The sequence below is a fragment of the Salinisphaera aquimarina genome, from assembly GCF_042643355.1.
GTDB lineage: Bacteria > Pseudomonadota > Gammaproteobacteria > Nevskiales > Salinisphaeraceae > Salinisphaera > Salinisphaera aquimarina.
The window spans coordinates 125,714-145,265 of the sequence record NZ_JBHRSS010000006.1 but is presented as its reverse complement, the minus strand read 5'-3'; the positions used below and the strand labels follow the sequence as shown (position 1 = coordinate 145,265).

Sequence of the window (19,552 nt, the reverse complement as noted above, 5' to 3'; positions counted from 1 at the left end):
TGCGGCGTTCATGAAAGAGCTTTTGTTTCTCTGCCATCGCATGCCGTATCCGCCCAACAAGGGCGACAAGATACGGGCGTACCACTGGTTGAAGGCGCTTTCCGAGCGCTATCGCGTGCATCTGGGGACGTTTGTCGACGATCCGGACGACTGGGCCCACCGGTCGGTGCTCGACGCGCTGACCGACCAGCAGTGCTATCGGACCCTCAAGCCTTTGGCGGCTCGTATCCGCAGCACCACGGGATTCCTGAACAATAGGGCATTGAGCGTGGGCTACTACCGTGATGCCCGACTCGCGGGCTGGGTGGACGAGATACTGGCGACACGACCGATCGAACACGTATTCGTGTTCTCGTCGACCATGGCGACGTATGTCGATACTCATGAGGGCTGTCGCCGGGTTCTCGACTTCGTAGATGTCGATTCGGATAAGTGGCGGCAGTACGCGGCCAAGTGCACCGGCGTCGCGCGCTGGATTTATACCCGCGAGGCGAATCGCCTACTGGCGGAGGAGCGACGGCTCGCAGGTGTTTTCGACGCGAGTCTGTTCGTGTCCGACGCGGAGGCCGATTTTTTCCGCGATGCCGCCCCGGAAAGCAGCGAGCGGGTCGGCGCAATCGGCAACGGCGTCGATAGCGTGTTCTTCGATCCGGATCTCGAACACGACGACCCCTATCGGCAGCCCGGTGCGGCACGGGTCGTATTCACCGGGGTGATGGATTACGGCGCGAACGTCGACGCCGTCGAGTGGTTTGTGCAGAACGTCTGGCCGGCAGTTCGCACGGCACAACCCGACGCGCAGTTCTGGATCGTCGGAACCCGGCCAACGCGCCAGGTGCTGGCACTTGCCGAGCATGCCGGCGTGCATGTAACCGGCGCCGTGGCCGATGTGCGCCCGTATCTTGCTCACGCGAGCGTTGCGGTGGCGCCCATGCGTATCGCACGCGGCATCCAGAACAAGGTATTGGAAGCACTGGCGATGGGGCGCGCCGTGGTGATGAGTGAGCAGGCCGCGGCCGGGCTTGAGCCCGCTGATGAAGCCATTGCGGCCATTGCCGAGAGCGCAGAGGCATTCGCGCGCGCAGTCCTCGCGTATGTCGACCAACAGGATCACGGGCGGCCGCTGCCTGCGGCCCGATCGTATGTGACCCGCTATTATGGCTGGCAACGTCAATTCGAACGGTTGTACGAATACATCGAGCCGGGCCAGGGCAACGCCCGGAACGTGCAGTCGGCGGCTGTGGGTGCATCTGCATGAGCGTCGTTGAACGATCCGTGGCCGCGCGCGGCGATGTGGCTGACGACACCGCGCGGACGCGCGGTTTGAATTGGGCACTGCACGTCGGCTTTCTCGTCGTCACCTGCGTTTTTCTCGCCGTCTACGCCGGCACATTCATCTCGCTTGCCCAAACCTGGGCGAATACCGGGACGTTCGAATACTGCTTTCTGATCTTTCCGCTCTGTGCCGTGCTGGTTTGGACGCGCCGGCATGCGCTTGCCCAGGTCACTGGCTCGCCACGCCCGTTGGCCTTTGTTCTGGCCCTTGCTCTGGGTTTCATGTGGTTGCTGGGCGCGCTGGCCGAGATAAACCTTGCGCAACACCTCGCGGTCGTTGCGCTTTGCCCGGTGCTGATCTATGTCTTTTACGGGCCGGCGGTTGCGCGGGTTCTGGTTTTTCCTATGGGCTATGTGTTTTTTGCCGTACCGTTCGGCAATTTCATGGTTGGGCCGCTTCAGGACGTCACCGCGCAACTGAGCGTGTGGGCGCTACACCTCACTGACATCCCCGTGTTCAAGACAGGCCGCATCATTCTGACTCCGGCGGCGGCATGGCACGTGGCCGAAGCCTGCAGCGGCGTGAAGTTCTTTATCGCCACGACCGCATTCGGCGTGCTCTACGCCAATATCTTCTTTACGAGCCTGTCGCGCCGATTGATCTTCATCGTCTGCGCCATGGTCGTACCGATAATAGCCAATGGTTTGCGCGTGTTCTTCACGATTCTCATAGGCGAGCATTTTGGCGTTCAGTATGCATCCGGCACCGACCATGTGATCTTCGGCTGGCAGTTTTTCGGTACTGTACTGGTGCTTCTCTTCTTCGCGGGCTGGCCATTTCATCAGCCCCCGAAGGATCCGACCATCGATGAGGGGCGCGCCGGTCGGAAGCGGCTGGCCCCCACCCGATCGCGGGTGATCGGCGTGACGCTTGTGGCGATTGTCGTGTTCGCGCTCGCGCCGACTTGGTTCGGCACTGCCCGTGCGATCGCGTCCGGACAGTCGGCCAGTCCCGTGCCGGCCTGGCCGCAAACGCTGGCGGGTCACCAGAAGAGCGACGCGCCGGTCGGCGTCCCGGAATTGGGGCTTAGGTTCGTGGGAGCCAGCCAGCACGAGACCGCCTACTATCGCACTGGCCACGGGCGCGCCAGAGTGGATCGGGTCGTGTATCAGGACGGACCCGGTGAGGGCCGCGAGCTGCTCACGGTCGGTAACCGAATCTTCAATCCAAAGCAGTGGACGATCGACCGTGCGACGACAAGTGCAGTGAAAACGGGCGCGCCGGAACTTCGTCAGCTAGTGCTGTCGTCTCGCGAGAGCGGTTCGCATATGCAAGTACTGTACGGGTTCCGTGTGCGTTCGCGTTGGGAATCGTCGTCACTGAGGGTCAAAGTCTGGCAAGCGCTCTACGGTCTGGCGGCGATGCCGGCATCCACAGAGATCGTGGTGATCGCGGCGCCGGTTTCGGCTACCTCGGGCGACGCGGTGGTGGATGAACTGGGCGGAGCCGCGATCCAGTTCGTGACCCAGGGCGGCGGAGGGCGTGGGTGACCGGGCCGGCCGATGAGCAAAACGATGTTGGGCAACAACGACCGCTGGTACTGCACGTGCTTGACCGTTTCGATATCGGCGGAATGGAAATCGTTGCACTCAACCTGATCGGCCAGACCCGGGATCGCTACACACATCGAGTACTTTGTCTGCGTGATGTGGGCGTGCTGGGTGCGCGCCTAGATGCGCTCGGCGTCGACTTTGAAACCATTGGCAAGCGGCCCGGCAAGGATATCTCCGCGTATATGCGGCTTTTGCGCCGCTTGCGCCGGCTGAGCCCGGATATCGTGCATACCTACAACATAGGCGCGATCGATGTGGCCTTGTGGTCACGCCTGGCCGGCGTACGCCGTGTCGTCCATGCGGAGCATGGCCGTGATGCCGCCGACCCGAACGGTAATAACGTCAAATACCGCTGGATGCGGCGTCTGTTGGCGCCTTTGATCAATCGATTTGTCGCAGTCTCTTCCGATCTCGCCGAGTGGTTGACGCATGATGTCGGCATCGATGCCGCCAAGACACGGCTTATCCGCAACGGTATCGATGTCGAGCGATTCCGGCCTGCGCCATCTCCGTTTGATCCGGTTGACTCGCTCGTTGAAGGCGACAAGATGGTTCGAATCGGCACGGTCGGTCGTCTCGATCGGGTCAAGGACTTTGGGACCCTGATCAACGCCTTTGCCGTGCTCTGCGACGACCTGCCGAATAACCGGCTCGAGCTGATGATCGTGGGAGAGGGGGGCGAGCGAGCGACACTCGAGCAGCAGGTTACGGAGCTGGGTCTGGGCGATCGGGTGACGTTGACCGGGCCGCGTGACGATGTCGAGCAATTGCTGCATACGCTGGATATCTACGTCTGCTCCTCGATCGCCGAGGGCGTGGCGCTGACCATCCTCGAAGCGATGGCCAGTAGCCTGCCGATCGTGGCCACGAATGTCGGCGGCAATCCGGAACTCGTCATCGCTGGTGAAACCGGTATCCTCGTAGCCTCGGGCGCGCCGGGCGAGATGGCGGCAGCGATACGCACGCTGGTGGAGTCGCCCGAACAAGCCCGGGCATACGGGGTGGCGGGCCGCGTGCGTGCACGCGCTCAGTTCAGCCTCGAGACCATGAGGCTTCAGTATTGTCAGCTCTACGACGAACTGCTCGATCATTAGGCCGACGCGATTATGTGTGGAATAACAGGAATAATCACCGCGAGCGGTGGCGTGCCCGATCGCGCGGCATTGAATGCGATGAATACGGTTCAAGCCCACCGCGGCCCGGATCAGCACGACAGCGTGGTCATGGAGGGGGCGGGTCTGGCGCACCGACGCCTGACCATTCTGGATCCGTCGAGCGGTGAGCAGCCGATGATGAGTGCCGATGGGCGCTATACCTTGGTCTACAACGGTGAAATCTATAATTACCGTGCGCTAAACCCGGAATTGGAAGCCGCCGGCTATACGTTCCCAGGACATTGCGATACCGATACGCTCTTGGCAGCGTGGCAGCACTGGGGGCCCGATTGTGTTCAGCGCTTTCGGGGCATGTTTGCATTCGCGGTATGGGATGCATGGGAAAAACGTATTCATCTCGTCCGGGATCGACTTGGTATTAAGCCCCTGTACTACGGCCTCACGCCGGACGGCGATCTGGTGTTCGGTTCGGAACTGAAGACACTCATGGCCCATCCGGGCCTCGACCGTGCACTTGAGCCTTTGGCGATAGAGGGCTATCTAGCACTCGGCTACGTGCCTGAGCCTTACGCCATCTTTCGCAATTCGTACAAACTATCCGCGGGGCACATGTTTGACTGGACGCCCGGACAAGCTGCGCCGAGTCCGAGAGCATATTGGGACATCGGTTTCCAGCCACAGGCGGCGCCATCGGTCGAGGATGCTGCGGACGAGTTGTATTCACGGCTGGACGACGCGGTACGCATGCGACTGATCGCCGATGTGCCGCTCGGTGCGTTTCTGTCCGGGGGCGTGGACTCGAGCGCCATCGTTTCGCTCATGGCCGCCGCCTCCGATGAACCCGTCAACACCTGCGCCATCGGTTTCGAAGAGGCCGCATTCGACGAGTCTGATCATGCGCGCAAGATCGCGCAGCTGTTCGCGACGAGTCACCGGGAGCATCAGGTCGATGGCAGTGATTTTGACCTGATCGACCAACTGATCGATATCTATGACGAGCCGTTTGCCGACAGCTCTGCGTTGCCTACCTACCGAGTCTGTCAATTGGCTCGTCAGCAGGTGAAGGTCGCCTTATCGGGCGACGGCGGCGATGAGAATTTTGCGGGCTATCGCCGCTATCGGCTGCACCAGAACGAGTCGCGTGCCCGCCAGCGCATCCCCGACTTCATCAGAAAGCCGGTGTTTGGTGCCCTAGGTCGCTTCTATCCGAAGCTCGACTGGGCGCCGCAGTTCGTTCGCGGCAAGACCACATTCCAGGCTTTGGCGATGGACACAGCCGAGGCTTATTGCCACAGCGTTTCAGTCATATCGCAACCGCTCAGGGAAAGTTTGTACAGCAGTGAATTTCTTGGCGAATTGCAGGGCTATCGTGCTCGAGATCTGTTCAGGGCGCATGGTGAACGTGCAGGCAGCGACAATCCCTTGTCGATCGCCCAATACATCGATTTCAAGACCTATCTTCCGGGCGACATCCTGACCAAGGTCGATCGGGCCAGCATGGCGCATGGGCTGGAGGTTCGGGTGCCCCTGCTCGATCATGAAGTCGTCGGCTGGGCCGCCGGGATGCCGCCTGAGTACAAGCTGCGTGCCGGCGAGGGCAAGTACATGCTCAAGAAGGCCTTCGAGCCAACGTTGCCGCACGATATTCTATACCGAAAGAAGAAAGGATTTTCCGTGCCGCTGAGCGCTTGGTTCGCTGGGCCACTCAAGGAAACCGTGGAACGAGCAATGACAGAAGGTGCGCTTATCGAGAGCGGATTATTCAAGGCCGGTGCGCTGGAGTGTCTGTGGCAACAACACAAGTCGGGGCGTGGCGAGCATAGTGCGGCGCTTTGGTCACTGCTGATGCTGTCGCGGTTTCTCGAACGGGAATCGGGCGGCGTGCTCTCCGGTGGCGCCCAGAACGCCGCAATTGGTAGCAGGCGATGAATATACGCGCGCCGTCACCGGCCGATGGACAACAGCTCATCCTGTTGTTCGGGATGCCGCGATCGGGCACCACCTGGCTTGGCAAGCTGTTCGATAGTCATCCGCACGTACTTTATTGCCATGAACCCGATCATCGCCGTGTATTCGCCGATTCAGGGGCGGCTGACGCAGCCGATCGCTATCGCCTGGAGTTACAGACGTTTGTGGCTGGCCTTCCGGCGCTCCAATCGCTGCGCGTGGCCGGCAAGCGGCCGTTGTTTCGAAAAAAATTCATGTCCGAGTTCGGCTTCCAGGTGGCCCGCCTCAGTACCGAAGTCGCACGAGCAGGGAGTCGAGTTTACCCGGCGTTCCCCATAGTGGTGCATCATGATGGGAGCGGAGATCCGGAGCGACGAGTAGTTTGGAAGTCCATCCAGTCGTTGAGCAGCCTTGCCCCGACGCTGACTGCACTCGAAAAAGCGCGCGGTATCCATATTCTTCGCCATCCCTGTGGGTATATCGCTTCCACGCTGCGCGGCGTGGATTTGAAGACGTTCAGTGACAACTCCTCTATCGGCTGGATGGCTTACAAGTCCGCGCGCAATGCCGCTGGCACACCGCTTGGCGATCGCTTTGGTTTTGGAGACGACCACGAGCAGATGGTTCGCGATCTCACGCCCGAGGAGCGACTTGCCTGGCACTGGGTGCTGACCAATGAAAAAGCGCGGATGGAAGTGGGCGACAATACCCGTTATCTCCGGGTTCGCTACGAGGATATCTGTCGCGATCCGCAGGCCGGCGTGCAGAAGATGTTCGAATTTGCCGGCCTGGAGATGAGCGATCAGACCCAGGCTTTCATCGCCGCCAGCACTGGCAGCAGCCAGAACGATTATTACAGCGTTTACAAGAATCCCTCGCAAGCGGCATGGCGCTGGCGTGAAGAACTCGACGACCAGACCGTGGCGCGGGTGATGGCCATTGCAACACGCAGTACACTCGGTGCCGAGTATGCGAATATGACGCCGCCAGAGGGCAGACCGTCTTGAGCACGGCATCCCGACCAATTCGCCTGGCAGTGGTTACCAGTCTGTATCCCAACAGCCAGCAGTCGCGGCACGGTATTTTCGTTGAAGAGCGGCTGCGTCATCTGTTGGAATCGGGCGAAGTCGAGGCGCGTGTGATCGCTCCTGTGCCATGGTTTTTCTCGACCCACAAACGGTTTGGACGCTACGCGGAGATGGCGCGCGTGCCGGCCCGCGAGATTCGCTACGGCATCACCATCGATCATCCACGTTTCCTGGTTATCCCAAAGGTAGGGATGATGCTGTCGCCGCACAGCATGGCCCGAGCGGCGACGCCCGCACTTGTGCAATTGCGAGAGGAAGGCTTCGATTTTGATCTGATCGACGCGCACTATGCCTATCCTGACGGGGTGGCCGCCTCGGCGCTGGGCCGGCGTTTCGACCGGCCGGTCGTCATGACCGCACGCGGCTCGGACATCACGCTGATCGCTGCCATGAAGGGTCCGCAACGACAGATTCACCGGGCGCTCGAGCACGGCGAGGCCATGATCACCGTGTCGCGTTCGCTGGTCTCGAAAATCACCAGCCTGGGGTTGAATCCAAGCCGCCTGGTACCGTTGCGCAACGGCGTCGATCTGACCCGTTTCAAGCCGCTTGACCGTACAGCGATCCGAAAAGATCTTGGCGTTAAAAGCTTCCTCTGGCTGACCGTAGGACATCTCGTCGAATTGAAAGGGGTTCATATTGCGGTCGAGGCCCTGGCCAGCGTCGACAACGCCGAGTTGATGGTCGTGGGTGATGGCCCCGAGGGCGGAGCACTGTCGAGACTCGCTACGGAGATGGGCGTGGCCGATCGCGTGCATTTCGTCGGCCCGAAAAGCCATGAGGAGCTCACGCGTTACTACAATGCCGCGGACGCGCTGATTCTGGCCTCCAGCCGCGAAGGCATGCCCAACGTCATGCTTGAGGCGCTGGCTTGTGGAACTGCCGTAATCGGCAACGCAGTGGACGGTATTCCAGAAGTGATTATCGGCCGGCCGGCCGGGCGCCTGATGAAAACTCGGGACGCCGCGTCGGTTACGGCGGCCTGGCGCTCGTTGGGCTCTGACGAACTCGGCGCGGAAGGCCGAGCCGAACGGCGTGCCTATGCCGAACAGTTCAGCTGGCAGGCAACGACCAACGGCCAGATCGCACTCTTTAACGACATGCTGTCTTCCGCGGCCTTGGACCAGACGAACTGACGTATGCGTATTCTCCACGTACTGGATCATTCCGCACCGTTGCACAGCGGTTATACCTTCCGCACGCTTGCGCTGGTCAATGAACAGCGCAAGCTAGGCTGGGAGCCTGTTCTGATGACCGGCCCCAAGCAGAACAGTGGCGACCGGCTCGAGGATCAGGCACAAGGCTGGTCGTTCTATCGCACACCGTCACCAACCGGGCGTCTGGCGCAACTGCCGGTGGCCGGTGAACTGGCGATCGTCCGAGCGATCGAAAAACGTCTGCTGTCGCTGATCGAGACAATCACGCCTGACGTGATCCACGCCCATTCGCCTGTATTGAACTCACTGGCCGCTCTTCGCGCCGCGCGTGCCAGCGGCTTGCCGCTTGTCTACGAAGTACGCGCGTTCTGGGAAGATGCGGCAGTCGAGCATGGGACGCACGCCGAGGGCAGCGCTCGGTATCGCGCGACCCGCGCGCTCGAGACGTATGTTCTCAAGCGTGCCGACGGCGTGACCACCATCTGTGAGGGGCTGCGCAAGGATATCGTCGGTCGCGGCGTATCCGGCGACAAAGTCACGGTAATTCCGAATGCAGTCGACGTCGACCGGTTCACCTACGCGCCGACCTACGACGCGGCGCTGGCCGAATCGCTCGATCTTAAGGCCCAATATGTGGTGGGTTTCGCCGGTTCTTTCTATGGCTACGAAGGGCTGGAGGTCGCGGTTCGTGCGATAGCCCGCACCGAGCTAGCCGACCGTTCCATCAAACTCTTGCTGGTCGGCGGCGGCCCCGAAGCTGAGCGGCTCAAAGTACTTGCTACCAAACTGGGCGTGGACGACCGGGTCGTGTTCACTGGCCGTGTGCCGCACGAAGAGATCGATCGCTACTACGGCCTGATGGACCTGCTGGTATTTCCGAGAGTGCGTCACCGATTGACTGAACTGGTCACGCCGCTCAAGCCTCTGGAAGCTATGGCACAGGGCAAGTTGGTGGCCGCATCTGACGTTGGCGGCCATCGCGAGCTGATCGAGGACCGCAAGACCGGATTTCTCTTTACGCCCGAATCGCCGGAGGCGCTCGCGGCAACGATCGTCGAACTTGCCGATACCAATGCCTCGACTCTCGAGGCGGTAAGGATCGCCGGGCGATCCTTCGTCGAAAGTCGACGGACCTGGGCGGCCAGTGCGGCCAACTACGTTGCCGTCTACAACGCGGTTCGGGGTAGGTGACCGATATGCAGCGTCGCTTTGGTACGCCCGCGATCGTAGTCGGTGGTGGCTTGAATGGTCTTGGTGTGGTGCGCAGCCTTGGGCGTGCAGGGGTGCCGGTGATCGTCGCCGACAGCGATGCGAAAGCCCCCGGAATGCGGAGCCGTTATGCGCGTGCGCTGCGTTACGACGCAGACACAGCCGATGGTCTATCGACGGCACTGAACTCCGTTGCTCGCGACAAAAACCAGGATCGGCCGGTTCTGATCCTGACGACTGAAAAAGCGGTCGCCTTCGTCACGCGTGAGTATTATCAGCTGGAAAAGATGTTTCATATGACCTTGTCGCCGCCCGCCGCGGTGCAGGCCTGCACCCACAAGTCGACGGTAATGGAAATCGCCCAGGCGGCCGGTTTGGCGCATCCTCGCACCGTAGCGGTCAGGCAAACTGCCGACATCGAAGCGATAAAGTCGCTGCGACCGCCTCTGATCGTCAAGCCTGCCTATCACGACTCGGGTTACTCGAAAATTTTTCGGAAGGCATACTGTGTCCCGGATCGGGAGTCGACGATCACACTGGTCGAACGCATGCTGCCGACGCTTGCGGATATCATCGTGCAGGAATGGATTCCGGGCGCCGATTCGGATATCTATTTCTGTTTGCAGTACCGCCCACGTGGTTCGGGCCAGCCGGTCTCATTCGTTGGCCGCAAACTGCGCTCGTGGCCGCCACGTACGGGCGGCACAGCCAGTTGCATGGCCGCGCCGGAAGCGGAGACCGTGATCGATTCGACCAACGATTTTTTCGCAAAGGCGGGCATCTCCGGGCTTGTCAGCATGGAATACAAACGAGATTCATCAGACGGCCGGTATATGGTGGTTGAACCCACTGTTGGCCGCACCGATTTCCAGGAGGAGATCGCTACCCTCAACGGGGTCAATATTCCTCTAGCCGCCTATTGCGACAGTCTGGGCTTAGAACTGCCGAAATCGACAACGCCGTCGCCCCGGATTTGGCGTGAGCGGATAAGCGACAGTCGCTCGGCGGCCGATCCGCTGGCCGAATCGGTTGATCAGCCGCCGGGCATCAGTGCGACAGATGCGCTGTATCGCTGGCACGATCCGGCGCCTGGGATTTTCACTTTCATCGACCGCGTTCATAATTGGACAGGTCGTTCACGTGGTGGTTAGGGTAATCTGCCGTTTCAAGAGACCCCGTCAAGGCTGGTCAGGCCAGCGCCGTATGCGAGTTAGCGTGCGCGCTATTCGCGCTACAGACCGCCGTGGTAGACGGGCGGCGTTTGATTTTTCGGAGGCGCCTGATCTGACGACCGTATCGCTGCGTGTCACCCGAGCACAGACGGTTGGATCCGGAGCAAGCAAAGGGCAGCAGGGGGCGCGGAACCCCGCGACTCGAATACCCGGCGCTTTGCCTCGTTGCTGGGTCTTGTCTAGAACGAAAGTATCGTTTCCTACTAAGCACGACTCCATGCCGCGAGTTTGCGTGACCGGACACTAGCCATGCGCGCACTAGCACTGCTGATGTTCCTTGCGGCAACGCTTCCGATGGCATTCATGCGCCCCATAGTGGGGCTGATGCTGTGGATCATGTTCAGCTACATGAACCCGCATCGAATCGCTTATGGTTTTGCCACCAGCTTCAACTGGGTAATGATCACGGCGTTAGTGACTATTTTGGTTACGCTGGTCCATCGCGATCAGAGACAGCCACTACGAATGACGCCGGTCATGGTGGCCATGACGCTGTTCCTGATATGGACTGGAGTCACGACAATTTTTGCGGTGGAATCCGACCTGGCGCGCGCTGAATGGGTGCGTTTCTTCAAGATTCTGCTGATGGCTTATTTCACCCTGATTCTGGTTATCGATCGGCAGAAGCTTCATTGGGTTCTTTGGGCCGTGGTTATTTCCTTCGGATTCTGGGGATTCAAGGGCGGCCTGTTCACGCTGCTAACCGGTGGCGGTTATCACGTCCTCGGACCTATAAAGAGCTTCTTCAGGGACAACAACGACTTTGCGTTGGTCATGTGCATGACGCTGCCACTGATTCGTTATCTCCAGTTGCAGGAGCCAAAGCGGTTGGTGCGCCTCGGACTCTGGGCATTGATGGCGTTGACGGCGTTATCCGTGCTTGGCACCCAGTCGCGGGGTGGCTTTCTCGCGCTGGGCGTGACCGGCATCATGCTCATCTATAAAAGCAGACATCGAAAATCCCTGATTCTGGTCGTGCCGGTTCTGGCGATCGCGCTGGCGGCGTTCATGCCACAAGAGTGGTATGACCGCATGAACACAATAAACCAGTATCAGGAAGATCAGTCGGCGCAGGGGCGTATCGACTCCTACAAGTTCGCAACCAGCCTTGCATTGAGCAACCCGATCCTTGGTGGCGGGATGCGCGTGTGGGCGAACCAGGGGATGTGGAATATGTATGGGCCGCCGGGTGCAAAACACCGCGCGATCCATAGTATTTTCTTTGAAGTTCTGGGTGAACACAGCTTTATCGGCCTGATCCTCTTTATCGGTATGCTGGTGACCGCTTGGCTCAGCTTGGCGCGAATCAGAAAGCGTACCCGCGGCAGCCCCGAACTGGCTTGGATGGGAGATCTGGCGAGCATGATGCAGGTCAGTCTGGTTGCTTATATGGGCGCGGGCTCGCTTCTGCCCATGCCATACTTTGATCTTTTCTATCAGCTCTTGGCCATCACGGCGGTACTGAACGTGATGGTGGAGCGAGCGGCACGCGGCGTCGTAGACGAATCGATGGTGCTGTCGCGCCCAGAGACAGAGATGACTACCGCGACTTCGCCGCAGCCCGCGCGTCGTCGGCGACGTTCCTTTGTCTCCGACAGGCAGGCGACTGGCGGCAAGGACAAGGCTGCGCCAGCGTCGCGTAATGCGACGCAGAATCTGCCGTGGTGGTAACAGTGACGAGTGAGCCAAAGCCGGCGGCACGATTCGGCGTTGAAGAAGGCCCGGGCGTGTTGCTCGTCGCGTTTCACTTCCCCCCCGATGCCTCGTCTACGGGGCGACTTCGGACGCTGGGTTTTGCACGTCATCTCCCTGGTCTGGGTTGGCGGCCGGTGGTGCTCGCGCCTTCCCCCCGAGCCTATGCGCGCGTCGATCCGCAGGGCATAGACGATGTACCGGATGATCTGCCGGTATATCGAACGCCTGCAATAGATGCAAGCCGCCATTTGGCTTGGCGAGGCAGATATCTCGGGCTCTCGGCGACACCCGATCGCTGGGTTTCATGGTGGCTGACGGCGGTAGCGCGCGGGCTCAAACTGATCCGTCAGTATGGTATCCGTGTGATCTGGTCGACATATCCCATCGGGACGACGCATCTGATTGCGTTGACACTGGCGCGGATCACGGGGCTGCCATGGGTTGCCGATTTTCGTGATCCGGTGGTGCCGGCGGGCGCGACGGTGCAGCGGTCGGCCATGTCGTTGATGGAGAAGCGCACTTTGTCCCGGGCGACGGCGGCGGTGTTCACGACGCCTGGTGCGCGGGCGCTCTACGCCAGGCGCTATCCCGAGCTTGCGACAGCCGGCAAGCTGCATGTCATTCCCAACGGATTTGAGGAACAGGCGCTGGGGCGCATGCCGTGCCCCGATACACCAACGATGACGGAATGCCTAAGGCTGGTGCATAGCGGTCTGCTGTATCCGCAAGGCCGCAATCCCGAGCCTTTCTTTCGTGCGTTGGCCACGTTGAAAGCCGCTGGGCACATCGATTCAGATCGTCTGCACGTGACGTTGCGTGCGAGTGGCTCCGAGGCCGAGTATCAATCGCGGCTTGATTCACTCGGCGTGGCCGATCTGGTGGATTTGGCGCCGCCGATCGCGTATCAGGAGGCGCTCGCAGAGCAGGGCGCGGCGCATGGTCTGTTGCTGTTTCAAGGGCCTGAATTCAACGCCCAGATTCCGGCTAAGGTCTTCGAGTATCTGCGTATCGGCCGGCCTGTCTTTGCGTTGACCGACGAAAACGGTGACACGGCAGGTTTGCTCGCTGAGATTGGTGGATCCGAGCGCGCGACGATTGACGATGCAGGTGAAATTGCCGATAAGCTCGGAGTCTTTATCGACCGTATTCGAGCGGCGCAGGCACCGCCAATCGATGATGCTGCTTTAGCGCGTTATACCCGCCGCGCTTGTACCGAGAGACTCGCCGGATTGCTGGATTCGGTAGTGGAGCATTCAACATGAAATCAATCATCAGACTTCCGAATTGCGTCATGAGTCGCGTTGTCGCGACGCTTCTGGTGGGCTTTACGGTGGCCGGCTGCAATACTGCATTAGCGCCTCACCGAGCGTTGGCCGCCGCGGCGCCGCTGCCGGCCAATACTGTTACCACGGTGCGCCTCCAGCGCTTGGATGGGGCCAAATGCCAGACTGCTCCTGTTACATTCGGGCAGCCTTTTCGCGTGGGTGATCTTGCGCGCGGAAAATCTCTGCGCGCCGAATATGATGGACGGCGTTTGCCGACACAGGTGGATATCAAGGCGCGTAACGCGGATGGTTCCGCTCGGCATGCGGTGATTACCGTGGAAGCTCCGTGCACGGCCAATAACCAGCGGCTGGCGCTGGTGCGCGATACAGCGCCGTCGCCGGCGGCCGCGGGAATCTCGATTGACGACGTGCTCAAAACCGCATTCAACGCGACATTTGCTGCACGGATGGACGGAGATAACCTCACGCAGGATGCGCGGTCGTTACTGAAACGCGTGGCGGGGTCAGGCGGCTGTGCGGATGCCGAAGTGTTTTGTCAGCAATGGCTTTCGGGCCCGCTGGTATCCGAATGGATCGTCGGTGCGCCGCCACAGGGTGGCAATGGCTCATCGGAGCCTCACTTGAATACCTACTTTGCTGTGCGAGCCTACGGCCCGTCGCCTGTATCGCGGGTCCGCGTTGATGTGGTTACAGAAAACGACTGGGCGTATGCCAATAACCCGACGAACCTCACCTACGAGGCAACACTGTCGGTGCCTGGGGCTCCGGTGTTCGATACGGGCAAATTGACACACTACCTGCAGGGGCGCTGGCATCACGTGCTGTGGTGGGGAGACAGCACATCGACCCCCTTGTATGCCGCATTGGATCCGGCCTATTTGCAGTCGACGCCGGCGGTGCCCAGCTACGAGAAAATCAACATTTCACGTGGTCTGGCGAACAAGGTCCGTCAGGAGTGTGCGCCGATGAAGTCGTGTGACATATCCAAGCATATGGAGATCACGGGCGCGCAGGCTCAGATCGGGCCGTTGCCGCGCTGGAGTAGCGCCTACGTCATCGACACCGATTATCGACTGTATCGTTGGATGCTGGCCAATAGCGACGCGCTGGGTGCCTACAACGTGCACTACCGCGACAAGAACACCGGCCTCCCGCTATCGTTGGAGGATCACCCTTGTGCCACTACGCTCTGGCCCGCACGTCAAAAAAACTGCAAGGCGCCGCCACACAAGGATGACCGACTCCCGTACTGTCGCGGAAAAGCCAACTGCAAGACACCGCTCAAGGCAGAAGCCGCGCACCATCCCGCGCCTGCCTACGCCGCCTATATGGCGACCGGCGATTGGTACTACGCGACTGAAATGGCGTTCTGGGCCAATTGGACGATTCTGCAGCAGAATCCGGACTATCGCGGATACGCCGACGGTACGATAAACCGTACGCAGGTTCGTGGCCAGGCATGGATTCTGCGCACGCTCGGGGACGCTGCATATCTGCTACCCGACGACGATTCTCACAAGAAATACTTCAATCAGGCCGTTGCCAACAACATCACCTGGTACAACAAGCACTACACCGATAACCCTAAAGCCAACACGCTCGGCGCGATATCCAATTATCACGCGGTCATCTACTCAATGCATGGGCACGACCGCGCGGGCATCGCAACATGGCAACAGTCGTTCTTCACCTGGGCGGTCGGTAACCTGGCCGATCAGGGCTTTGCCGAGGCTGACAGGTTTCGCGACTGGGTGAGCCGTTTTCAGATTGGCCAGATGACCGCCCCGGGATACTGCTGGGAGCAGGCATCTGCCTACAAGATCGGAATCCGCGACAATCAGAAAGCGCCGTTCTATGGCAGTTTCCGCGAGGTCTACGAGAAATCGTTTCCGAAGATGGCGACTGTGGGTTGCGATGCGGGTGAGGTCAACGCCGCTATCCGCAGCAGGGGCAGTCGGAGCAAATTCAACTACCCTCCGGGCACAATGGTGGGCTATCCGAAGTCGGCGACGGGCTTCGTCGCCAATTTCCAGATAGGGCTTGCCGCAGCCGCGACGTCCGATAACCCGAACGCTGCCAAGGCGTGGTCCGTCTTCACGAGCCGCAATACTAGGACAGACTATTCGGACTCGCCGCAGTTCGCCGTGGTGCCGAGTCAATGACCAACGAACGCGAAGAATTGGCTTCGTTTCAGTATATTTTTGTGTTGCTGTGAAGTCTCGTGCAAAGAAACCCGGGCCGATGCTTTCGGTCCGCAGGTCGCTCGCGTTCTCGTTTGCGCAGCGGTACACGAATCTTTTGCTGAGCGTGCCCACGATCATGATTGTGAGCAGGTTGCTCACACCGGCTCAGGTTGGCGTGTTCTCGCTCGGCATGGCATTTGTCGGCCTGATCCACTCGCTGCGCGATTTTGGCGTGTCCGACTATATCGTTCAAGCATATGAACTCAAGGATGGACTCGCGCAGACTGCGTTTGCGATCAACGTAATCATCTCTTGGTCGCTTGGTATCGTCGTCTATCTCTCGTCGAGTTATATCGCTGAGTTCTACAGAGAACCTGGGTTGGCGCTGTTGCTCCAGATATTCTGTATCAACTTCTTCCTTATGCCGTTCGGCACGACGGTCTATTCGATGATGAAACGTTCGATGCAGTTTCATCTCATCTATCGCATCAACGTACTGCAGCAGTTTACCCAGAGCGCCTTTACGGTAGGCTTGGCCTATCTCGGCTTTGGCTATCTCGGTCTGGGCCTAGCATCTGTCGCCAGTATGATCGTGCTTGTACTGGCATCGATCACCATCGGTCATGCTTATCGTATTCGTGGCCTGAGTCTCAGCCATTGGCGCGACGTCGCAAATTTCGGCGTTCAACGCACCACCACCGACATCGTGAAGCGTGTTGCGGCCAGCACGCCTGATTTCGTGATCGGTCGTGTCCTCGACTTCGCCGCCGTGGGTCTGTTCAGTCGGGGCAAGGGCCTGGTGAACATGTTCGATCAGAATATTATGGCGGCGATCAAGACGGTGACCTTCCCTAGTTACGCCAAGGATTTCCGGGAGGCGGGTGATCCAGGAAAACGCTATTTAACGTCCAAGGAATTCACCAGTGCGATCAGCTGGCCGTTCATGGGTTTCGCTGCGCTGCTGGCGTTTCCCATCATGCGCATCATGTTTGGAGATCAATGGGACGCTGCCATACCGATCCTGCAAGTGTTCGCGCTCGCCAGCATAATCGGTTCGCTCAACTCTGATGCCCCAGAGTTTTTGGTCGCGGCCGGTCGTGTCTCGGTTGTGACAAAAATTATGATAAGTGTGCAGCTCCTCCGTATAGGCCTCACGGTTGCAGCTGCCTATTACAGCCTGCTCGCTGTAGCTGCCGTAAATATTCTTACCGTGACGATTGTTTTCTTCGGGTTTCATTGGCCGATAATCAAGTATTCTAGCGTCACGTGGTCGGGCCTTGGTCGGTCGCTGGCTAGAAGTGCAATTACAACAATCGTCGCGTTGATTGGCCCCTTATCCATAGTGGCATTAGTGCCGCCGTCCGACGATTCGCTCTGGCTGCCGCTTCTGCTTTCGCTCGTACTCGCCGCTGTCGGCTGGATCGTCGGTATCGTCTTCAGCGGTCATCCAATGCGAGGGGAACTAGTCAACGCCTGGACAGTCGCGAAGAATCGGGTGTTCCGCCCTTCGTCCAGCAGCGAGTCAGGTTGAGCCCGCTAGACTTCGGATCTTGTGCCTGTCGTCCCACACTAGCTAAGTGACGCTGGATCGGTCGCTCTGTCTGGCCGAAGCAGCTCTCGCGAGCCGGATTGATCGGATCTTGTTCGGACACTGCTGACAGTTGCCCATATTTTTTGACAAATCAACACTGGATAGCCTGTTACCGAGATGAAGCACGCTGTTGTCATTCCGACCTATAACGCCGGGGCATTCATCGTCCGGGCGCTTGAGTCAGTGCGCCTGCAAACGCTCTCCGCGGACCAGATCATCGTCATCGACGATGGTTCGAATGACAATACTGTCCAAGTAGTCAACGATTGGTCTGCCGAGCACGATGTATCTGTCGTCCTGGAGTCCATCACTAATTCGGGCGCGGGTACTGCCCGCAATCGAGCCTTGGAGTTGGTCACAGCCGATTGGGTCTCTTTTCTCGATGCCGATGACGAGTGGGCACCGGATAAACTTACGGAGCTTGACCTTATTATCGCGGATGACGCATCGGTCGAATTCGTGCATACGGACCGGGTCTATGTCATGCCGTCCGGCGAAATCCTGGACAGCGCCTTTCGGGCCGGCAGCATGGTGCAGAGAGATTATCTCTGCTCGGGCTTTACAATGAAGACGTCGACCGTGTCGATCGCTCACAGCTTTCTGAACAGGACCGGGCTACTATTCGGCACCGAGCGCACTTCTGAAGACTACTCCCTGTTCTGGCGTGCCATCATCAGGGCGAAAAGGATCGGATACATCGACCGTGCACTGACCGTTGTCCATGAGCGACAGGGCAGCCTGACTAGATCAGACAACGAAAGCGCGCTTATTCTCGACAACATCGGCGTACTAGCCGCCATAATTGACAGTGAGCCAACGTCGACGGTCGCTGCTAAAAATACGGTCCGCACGCTGCGAAGATTTCGTTATCGGCTTTCGCAACAGGTATTTCTCGTCGATCGGCTATCGCCGCGCAGGCTCGTAAGTAACAGCCGGCGTCTGCGCCGAAGTCTTGGCTTCGGTGAATTCGTCAAGGTGCTCGCATCCGTTGCTGTGGCGTTGCCCCGGCGCCACAGGAAGGGCATCAGAGCGTGATCCTGGTCGTCGACACCATTGTGCGTGGAGGGTCGCACGTGCCGTTCAACTCGGCGCTTCTGCGCGTCCTCCGGCTTGCCTATCCCGGCGATGAGATAGTCATGTCCGCCGCCGGGTCGCATATCGCGGCTCTAATGGAGGAAGATGGAATGGAGGCCGTGCGCGTAGACAGTCTGGATGAGGATGTCGGGATGCACTACGGCCATCTGATCGCCGAGCTAATCCGTCGCGAGAAGCCGGACAGCGTAGTGGTGTCTGGCTGCAGCGCGGAGCAGCTCCGGGCGCTGCGTGCCATTGCGATTCGACGCTCGGATGTGTCCTTTGATGCGTTCATGCACAGTGAGCTCGCTGAGCCGGCACATTGGCGTTCGCGCAATCCGCTCGTGCGCCGTAAGGATATGTTTGGCACTATTGCCAGAGGCTTTCCTTCCAACATGCGTTTGGTTGTTCTGGAATACGCCATAGAGCAGCGTCTGCGAACCATCGCCGGACGGCGGCAGGCAACGGCCGTGTTTCCTCATCCGCTACCTAGTCACGCGCCGCGGCCTGCAGAACGTGGCTCCGGTAGGCCGGAGCGACAATCGATCAGCTTCATTGGTGGCACGTTTGCCATCAAAGGTTTCAATATATTTGCCGATATTGCCAGGGCACACGGGGACGTATTCGACTTTCAGGTGATCGGCGAAAGAGCTGATCATTATTCGTCGGCCGACGACTGGCTGTTTTCAGTGCCACCCAGCGACGGCAAGCTCAAGCGCGCCGCCTTTGACCACGCGTTGGAGAAGACCGATCTTATATGTCTTCCGCTCGATGGGCTGCGCTACAGCTGGGCCGCTAGCGGCACATTGCTGGACGCGATTGCTTTCGATATTCCGGTACTGACAACGCGGACCGCGGTCACCGATGACTGGGAGAGCCGGTACGGGGTCTTTGGTCTGGTTGCCGGGAACGCCGGCGATTTCGCGGCCATCATTCAATCGGTGCGTTCAGGCCACTTGAGCATCGACCTGAGCGAGGAGCAAACGCAGGCCCGGGCCGCGATCGCCGCCGATCGCGCCGAGTCCGCGCTTGCTGAAAAGTTCGCACTTCATGGTCGGACAATACGATGAACAGATCAACGACGTC

At 59.5% G+C, this 19,552-nt stretch carries 14 protein-coding genes; all 14 read left to right on the top strand.

Going from position 1 to position 19,552, the window contains the following annotated elements:
* Positions 1-10: 10 nt before the first annotated feature.
* Complete coding sequence (locus ACFOSU_RS13345; RefSeq protein WP_380690409.1) at positions 11-1,258, top strand: TIGR03087 family PEP-CTERM/XrtA system glycosyltransferase; 1,248 nt, start codon at positions 11-13, stop codon at positions 1,256-1,258.
* The gene (gene xrtA, locus ACFOSU_RS13340) at positions 1,255-2,826 is read left to right on the top strand and encodes an exosortase A (RefSeq protein WP_380690407.1); all 1,572 of its coding nucleotides are present in this window, start codon (positions 1,255-1,257) and stop codon (positions 2,824-2,826) included. Before ACFOSU_RS13345 ends, xrtA begins: the two co-directional genes overlap by 4 nt.
* A complete protein-coding gene (locus ACFOSU_RS13335; RefSeq protein ID WP_380690405.1) occupies positions 2,823-3,983 on the top strand; it encodes a TIGR03088 family PEP-CTERM/XrtA system glycosyltransferase in 1,161 nt (386 codons plus the stop codon). Before xrtA ends, ACFOSU_RS13335 begins: the two co-directional genes overlap by 4 nt.
* Positions 3,984-3,995: 12 nt before the next feature.
* Positions 3,996-5,933, top strand: coding sequence for an XrtA/PEP-CTERM system amidotransferase (locus tag ACFOSU_RS13330; protein ID WP_380690403.1), 1,938 nt, complete (start codon positions 3,996-3,998; stop codon positions 5,931-5,933).
* Positions 5,930-6,958, top strand: coding sequence for a sulfotransferase family protein (locus ACFOSU_RS13325; RefSeq protein WP_380690401.1), 1,029 nt, complete (start codon positions 5,930-5,932; stop codon positions 6,956-6,958). The genes ACFOSU_RS13330 and ACFOSU_RS13325 overlap by 4 nt, the downstream gene beginning before the upstream one ends.
* Before the next feature lie 104 nt (positions 6,959-7,062).
* Positions 7,063-8,175 carry a glycosyltransferase gene (locus ACFOSU_RS13320; RefSeq protein WP_380690399.1) on the top strand — a complete coding sequence of 371 codons (1,113 nt, stop codon included), beginning with the start codon at positions 7,063-7,065 and terminating at the stop codon, positions 8,173-8,175.
* Between the two features lie 3 nt (positions 8,176-8,178).
* Complete coding sequence (locus ACFOSU_RS13315; RefSeq protein WP_380690398.1) at positions 8,179-9,387, top strand: TIGR04063 family PEP-CTERM/XrtA system glycosyltransferase; 1,209 nt, start codon at positions 8,179-8,181, stop codon at positions 9,385-9,387.
* Positions 9,384-10,556: a carboxylate--amine ligase gene (locus ACFOSU_RS13310; RefSeq protein ID WP_380690396.1), complete on the top strand. Its 1,173-nt coding sequence runs from the start codon at positions 9,384-9,386 to the stop codon at positions 10,554-10,556. The genes ACFOSU_RS13315 and ACFOSU_RS13310 overlap by 4 nt, the downstream gene beginning before the upstream one ends.
* Positions 10,557-10,886: 330 nt before the next feature.
* Positions 10,887-12,308 carry a putative O-glycosylation ligase, exosortase A system-associated gene (locus ACFOSU_RS13305; protein ID WP_380690394.1) on the top strand — a complete coding sequence of 474 codons (1,422 nt, stop codon included), beginning with the start codon at positions 10,887-10,889 and terminating at the stop codon, positions 12,306-12,308.
* 2 nt (positions 12,309-12,310) lie between these two features.
* A complete protein-coding gene (locus ACFOSU_RS13300; protein WP_380690392.1) occupies positions 12,311-13,594 on the top strand; it encodes a glycosyltransferase in 1,284 nt (427 codons plus the stop codon).
* Positions 13,591-15,780, top strand: coding sequence for a hypothetical protein (locus ACFOSU_RS13295; RefSeq protein WP_380690390.1), 2,190 nt, complete (start codon positions 13,591-13,593; stop codon positions 15,778-15,780). The genes ACFOSU_RS13300 and ACFOSU_RS13295 overlap by 4 nt, the downstream gene beginning before the upstream one ends.
* Positions 15,781-15,859: 79 nt before the next feature.
* Positions 15,860-17,332: an oligosaccharide flippase family protein gene (locus ACFOSU_RS13290; RefSeq protein WP_380690388.1), complete on the top strand. Its 1,473-nt coding sequence runs from the start codon at positions 15,860-15,862 to the stop codon at positions 17,330-17,332.
* 177 nt (positions 17,333-17,509) lie between these two features.
* Positions 17,510-18,427: a glycosyltransferase family 2 protein gene (locus ACFOSU_RS13285; RefSeq protein WP_380690386.1), complete on the top strand. Its 918-nt coding sequence runs from the start codon at positions 17,510-17,512 to the stop codon at positions 18,425-18,427.
* The gene (locus ACFOSU_RS13280) at positions 18,424-19,536 is read left to right on the top strand and encodes a hypothetical protein (protein WP_380690384.1); all 1,113 of its coding nucleotides are present in this window, start codon (positions 18,424-18,426) and stop codon (positions 19,534-19,536) included. The genes ACFOSU_RS13285 and ACFOSU_RS13280 overlap by 4 nt, the downstream gene beginning before the upstream one ends.
* Positions 19,537-19,552 lie beyond the last annotated feature (16 nt).

Coding starts and splice junctions, on each gene's coding strand:
- ACFOSU_RS13285 (WP_380690386.1), top strand. CDS start 17,510: ATGAAGCACGCTGTTGTCATTCCGACCTATAACGCCGGGGCATTCATC.
- ACFOSU_RS13295 (WP_380690390.1), top strand. CDS start 13,591: ATGAAATCAATCATCAGACTTCCGAATTGCGTCATGAGTCGCGTTGTC.
- xrtA (WP_380690407.1), top strand. CDS start 1,255: ATGAGCGTCGTTGAACGATCCGTGGCCGCGCGCGGCGATGTGGCTGAC.
- ACFOSU_RS13305 (WP_380690394.1), top strand. CDS start 10,887: ATGCGCGCACTAGCACTGCTGATGTTCCTTGCGGCAACGCTTCCGATG.
- ACFOSU_RS13345 (WP_380690409.1), top strand. CDS start 11: ATGAAAGAGCTTTTGTTTCTCTGCCATCGCATGCCGTATCCGCCCAAC.
- ACFOSU_RS13290 (WP_380690388.1), top strand. CDS start 15,860: ATGCTTTCGGTCCGCAGGTCGCTCGCGTTCTCGTTTGCGCAGCGGTAC.
- ACFOSU_RS13315 (WP_380690398.1), top strand. CDS start 8,179: ATGCGTATTCTCCACGTACTGGATCATTCCGCACCGTTGCACAGCGGT.
- ACFOSU_RS13325 (WP_380690401.1), top strand. CDS start 5,930: ATGAATATACGCGCGCCGTCACCGGCCGATGGACAACAGCTCATCCTG.
- ACFOSU_RS13330 (WP_380690403.1), top strand. CDS start 3,996: ATGTGTGGAATAACAGGAATAATCACCGCGAGCGGTGGCGTGCCCGAT.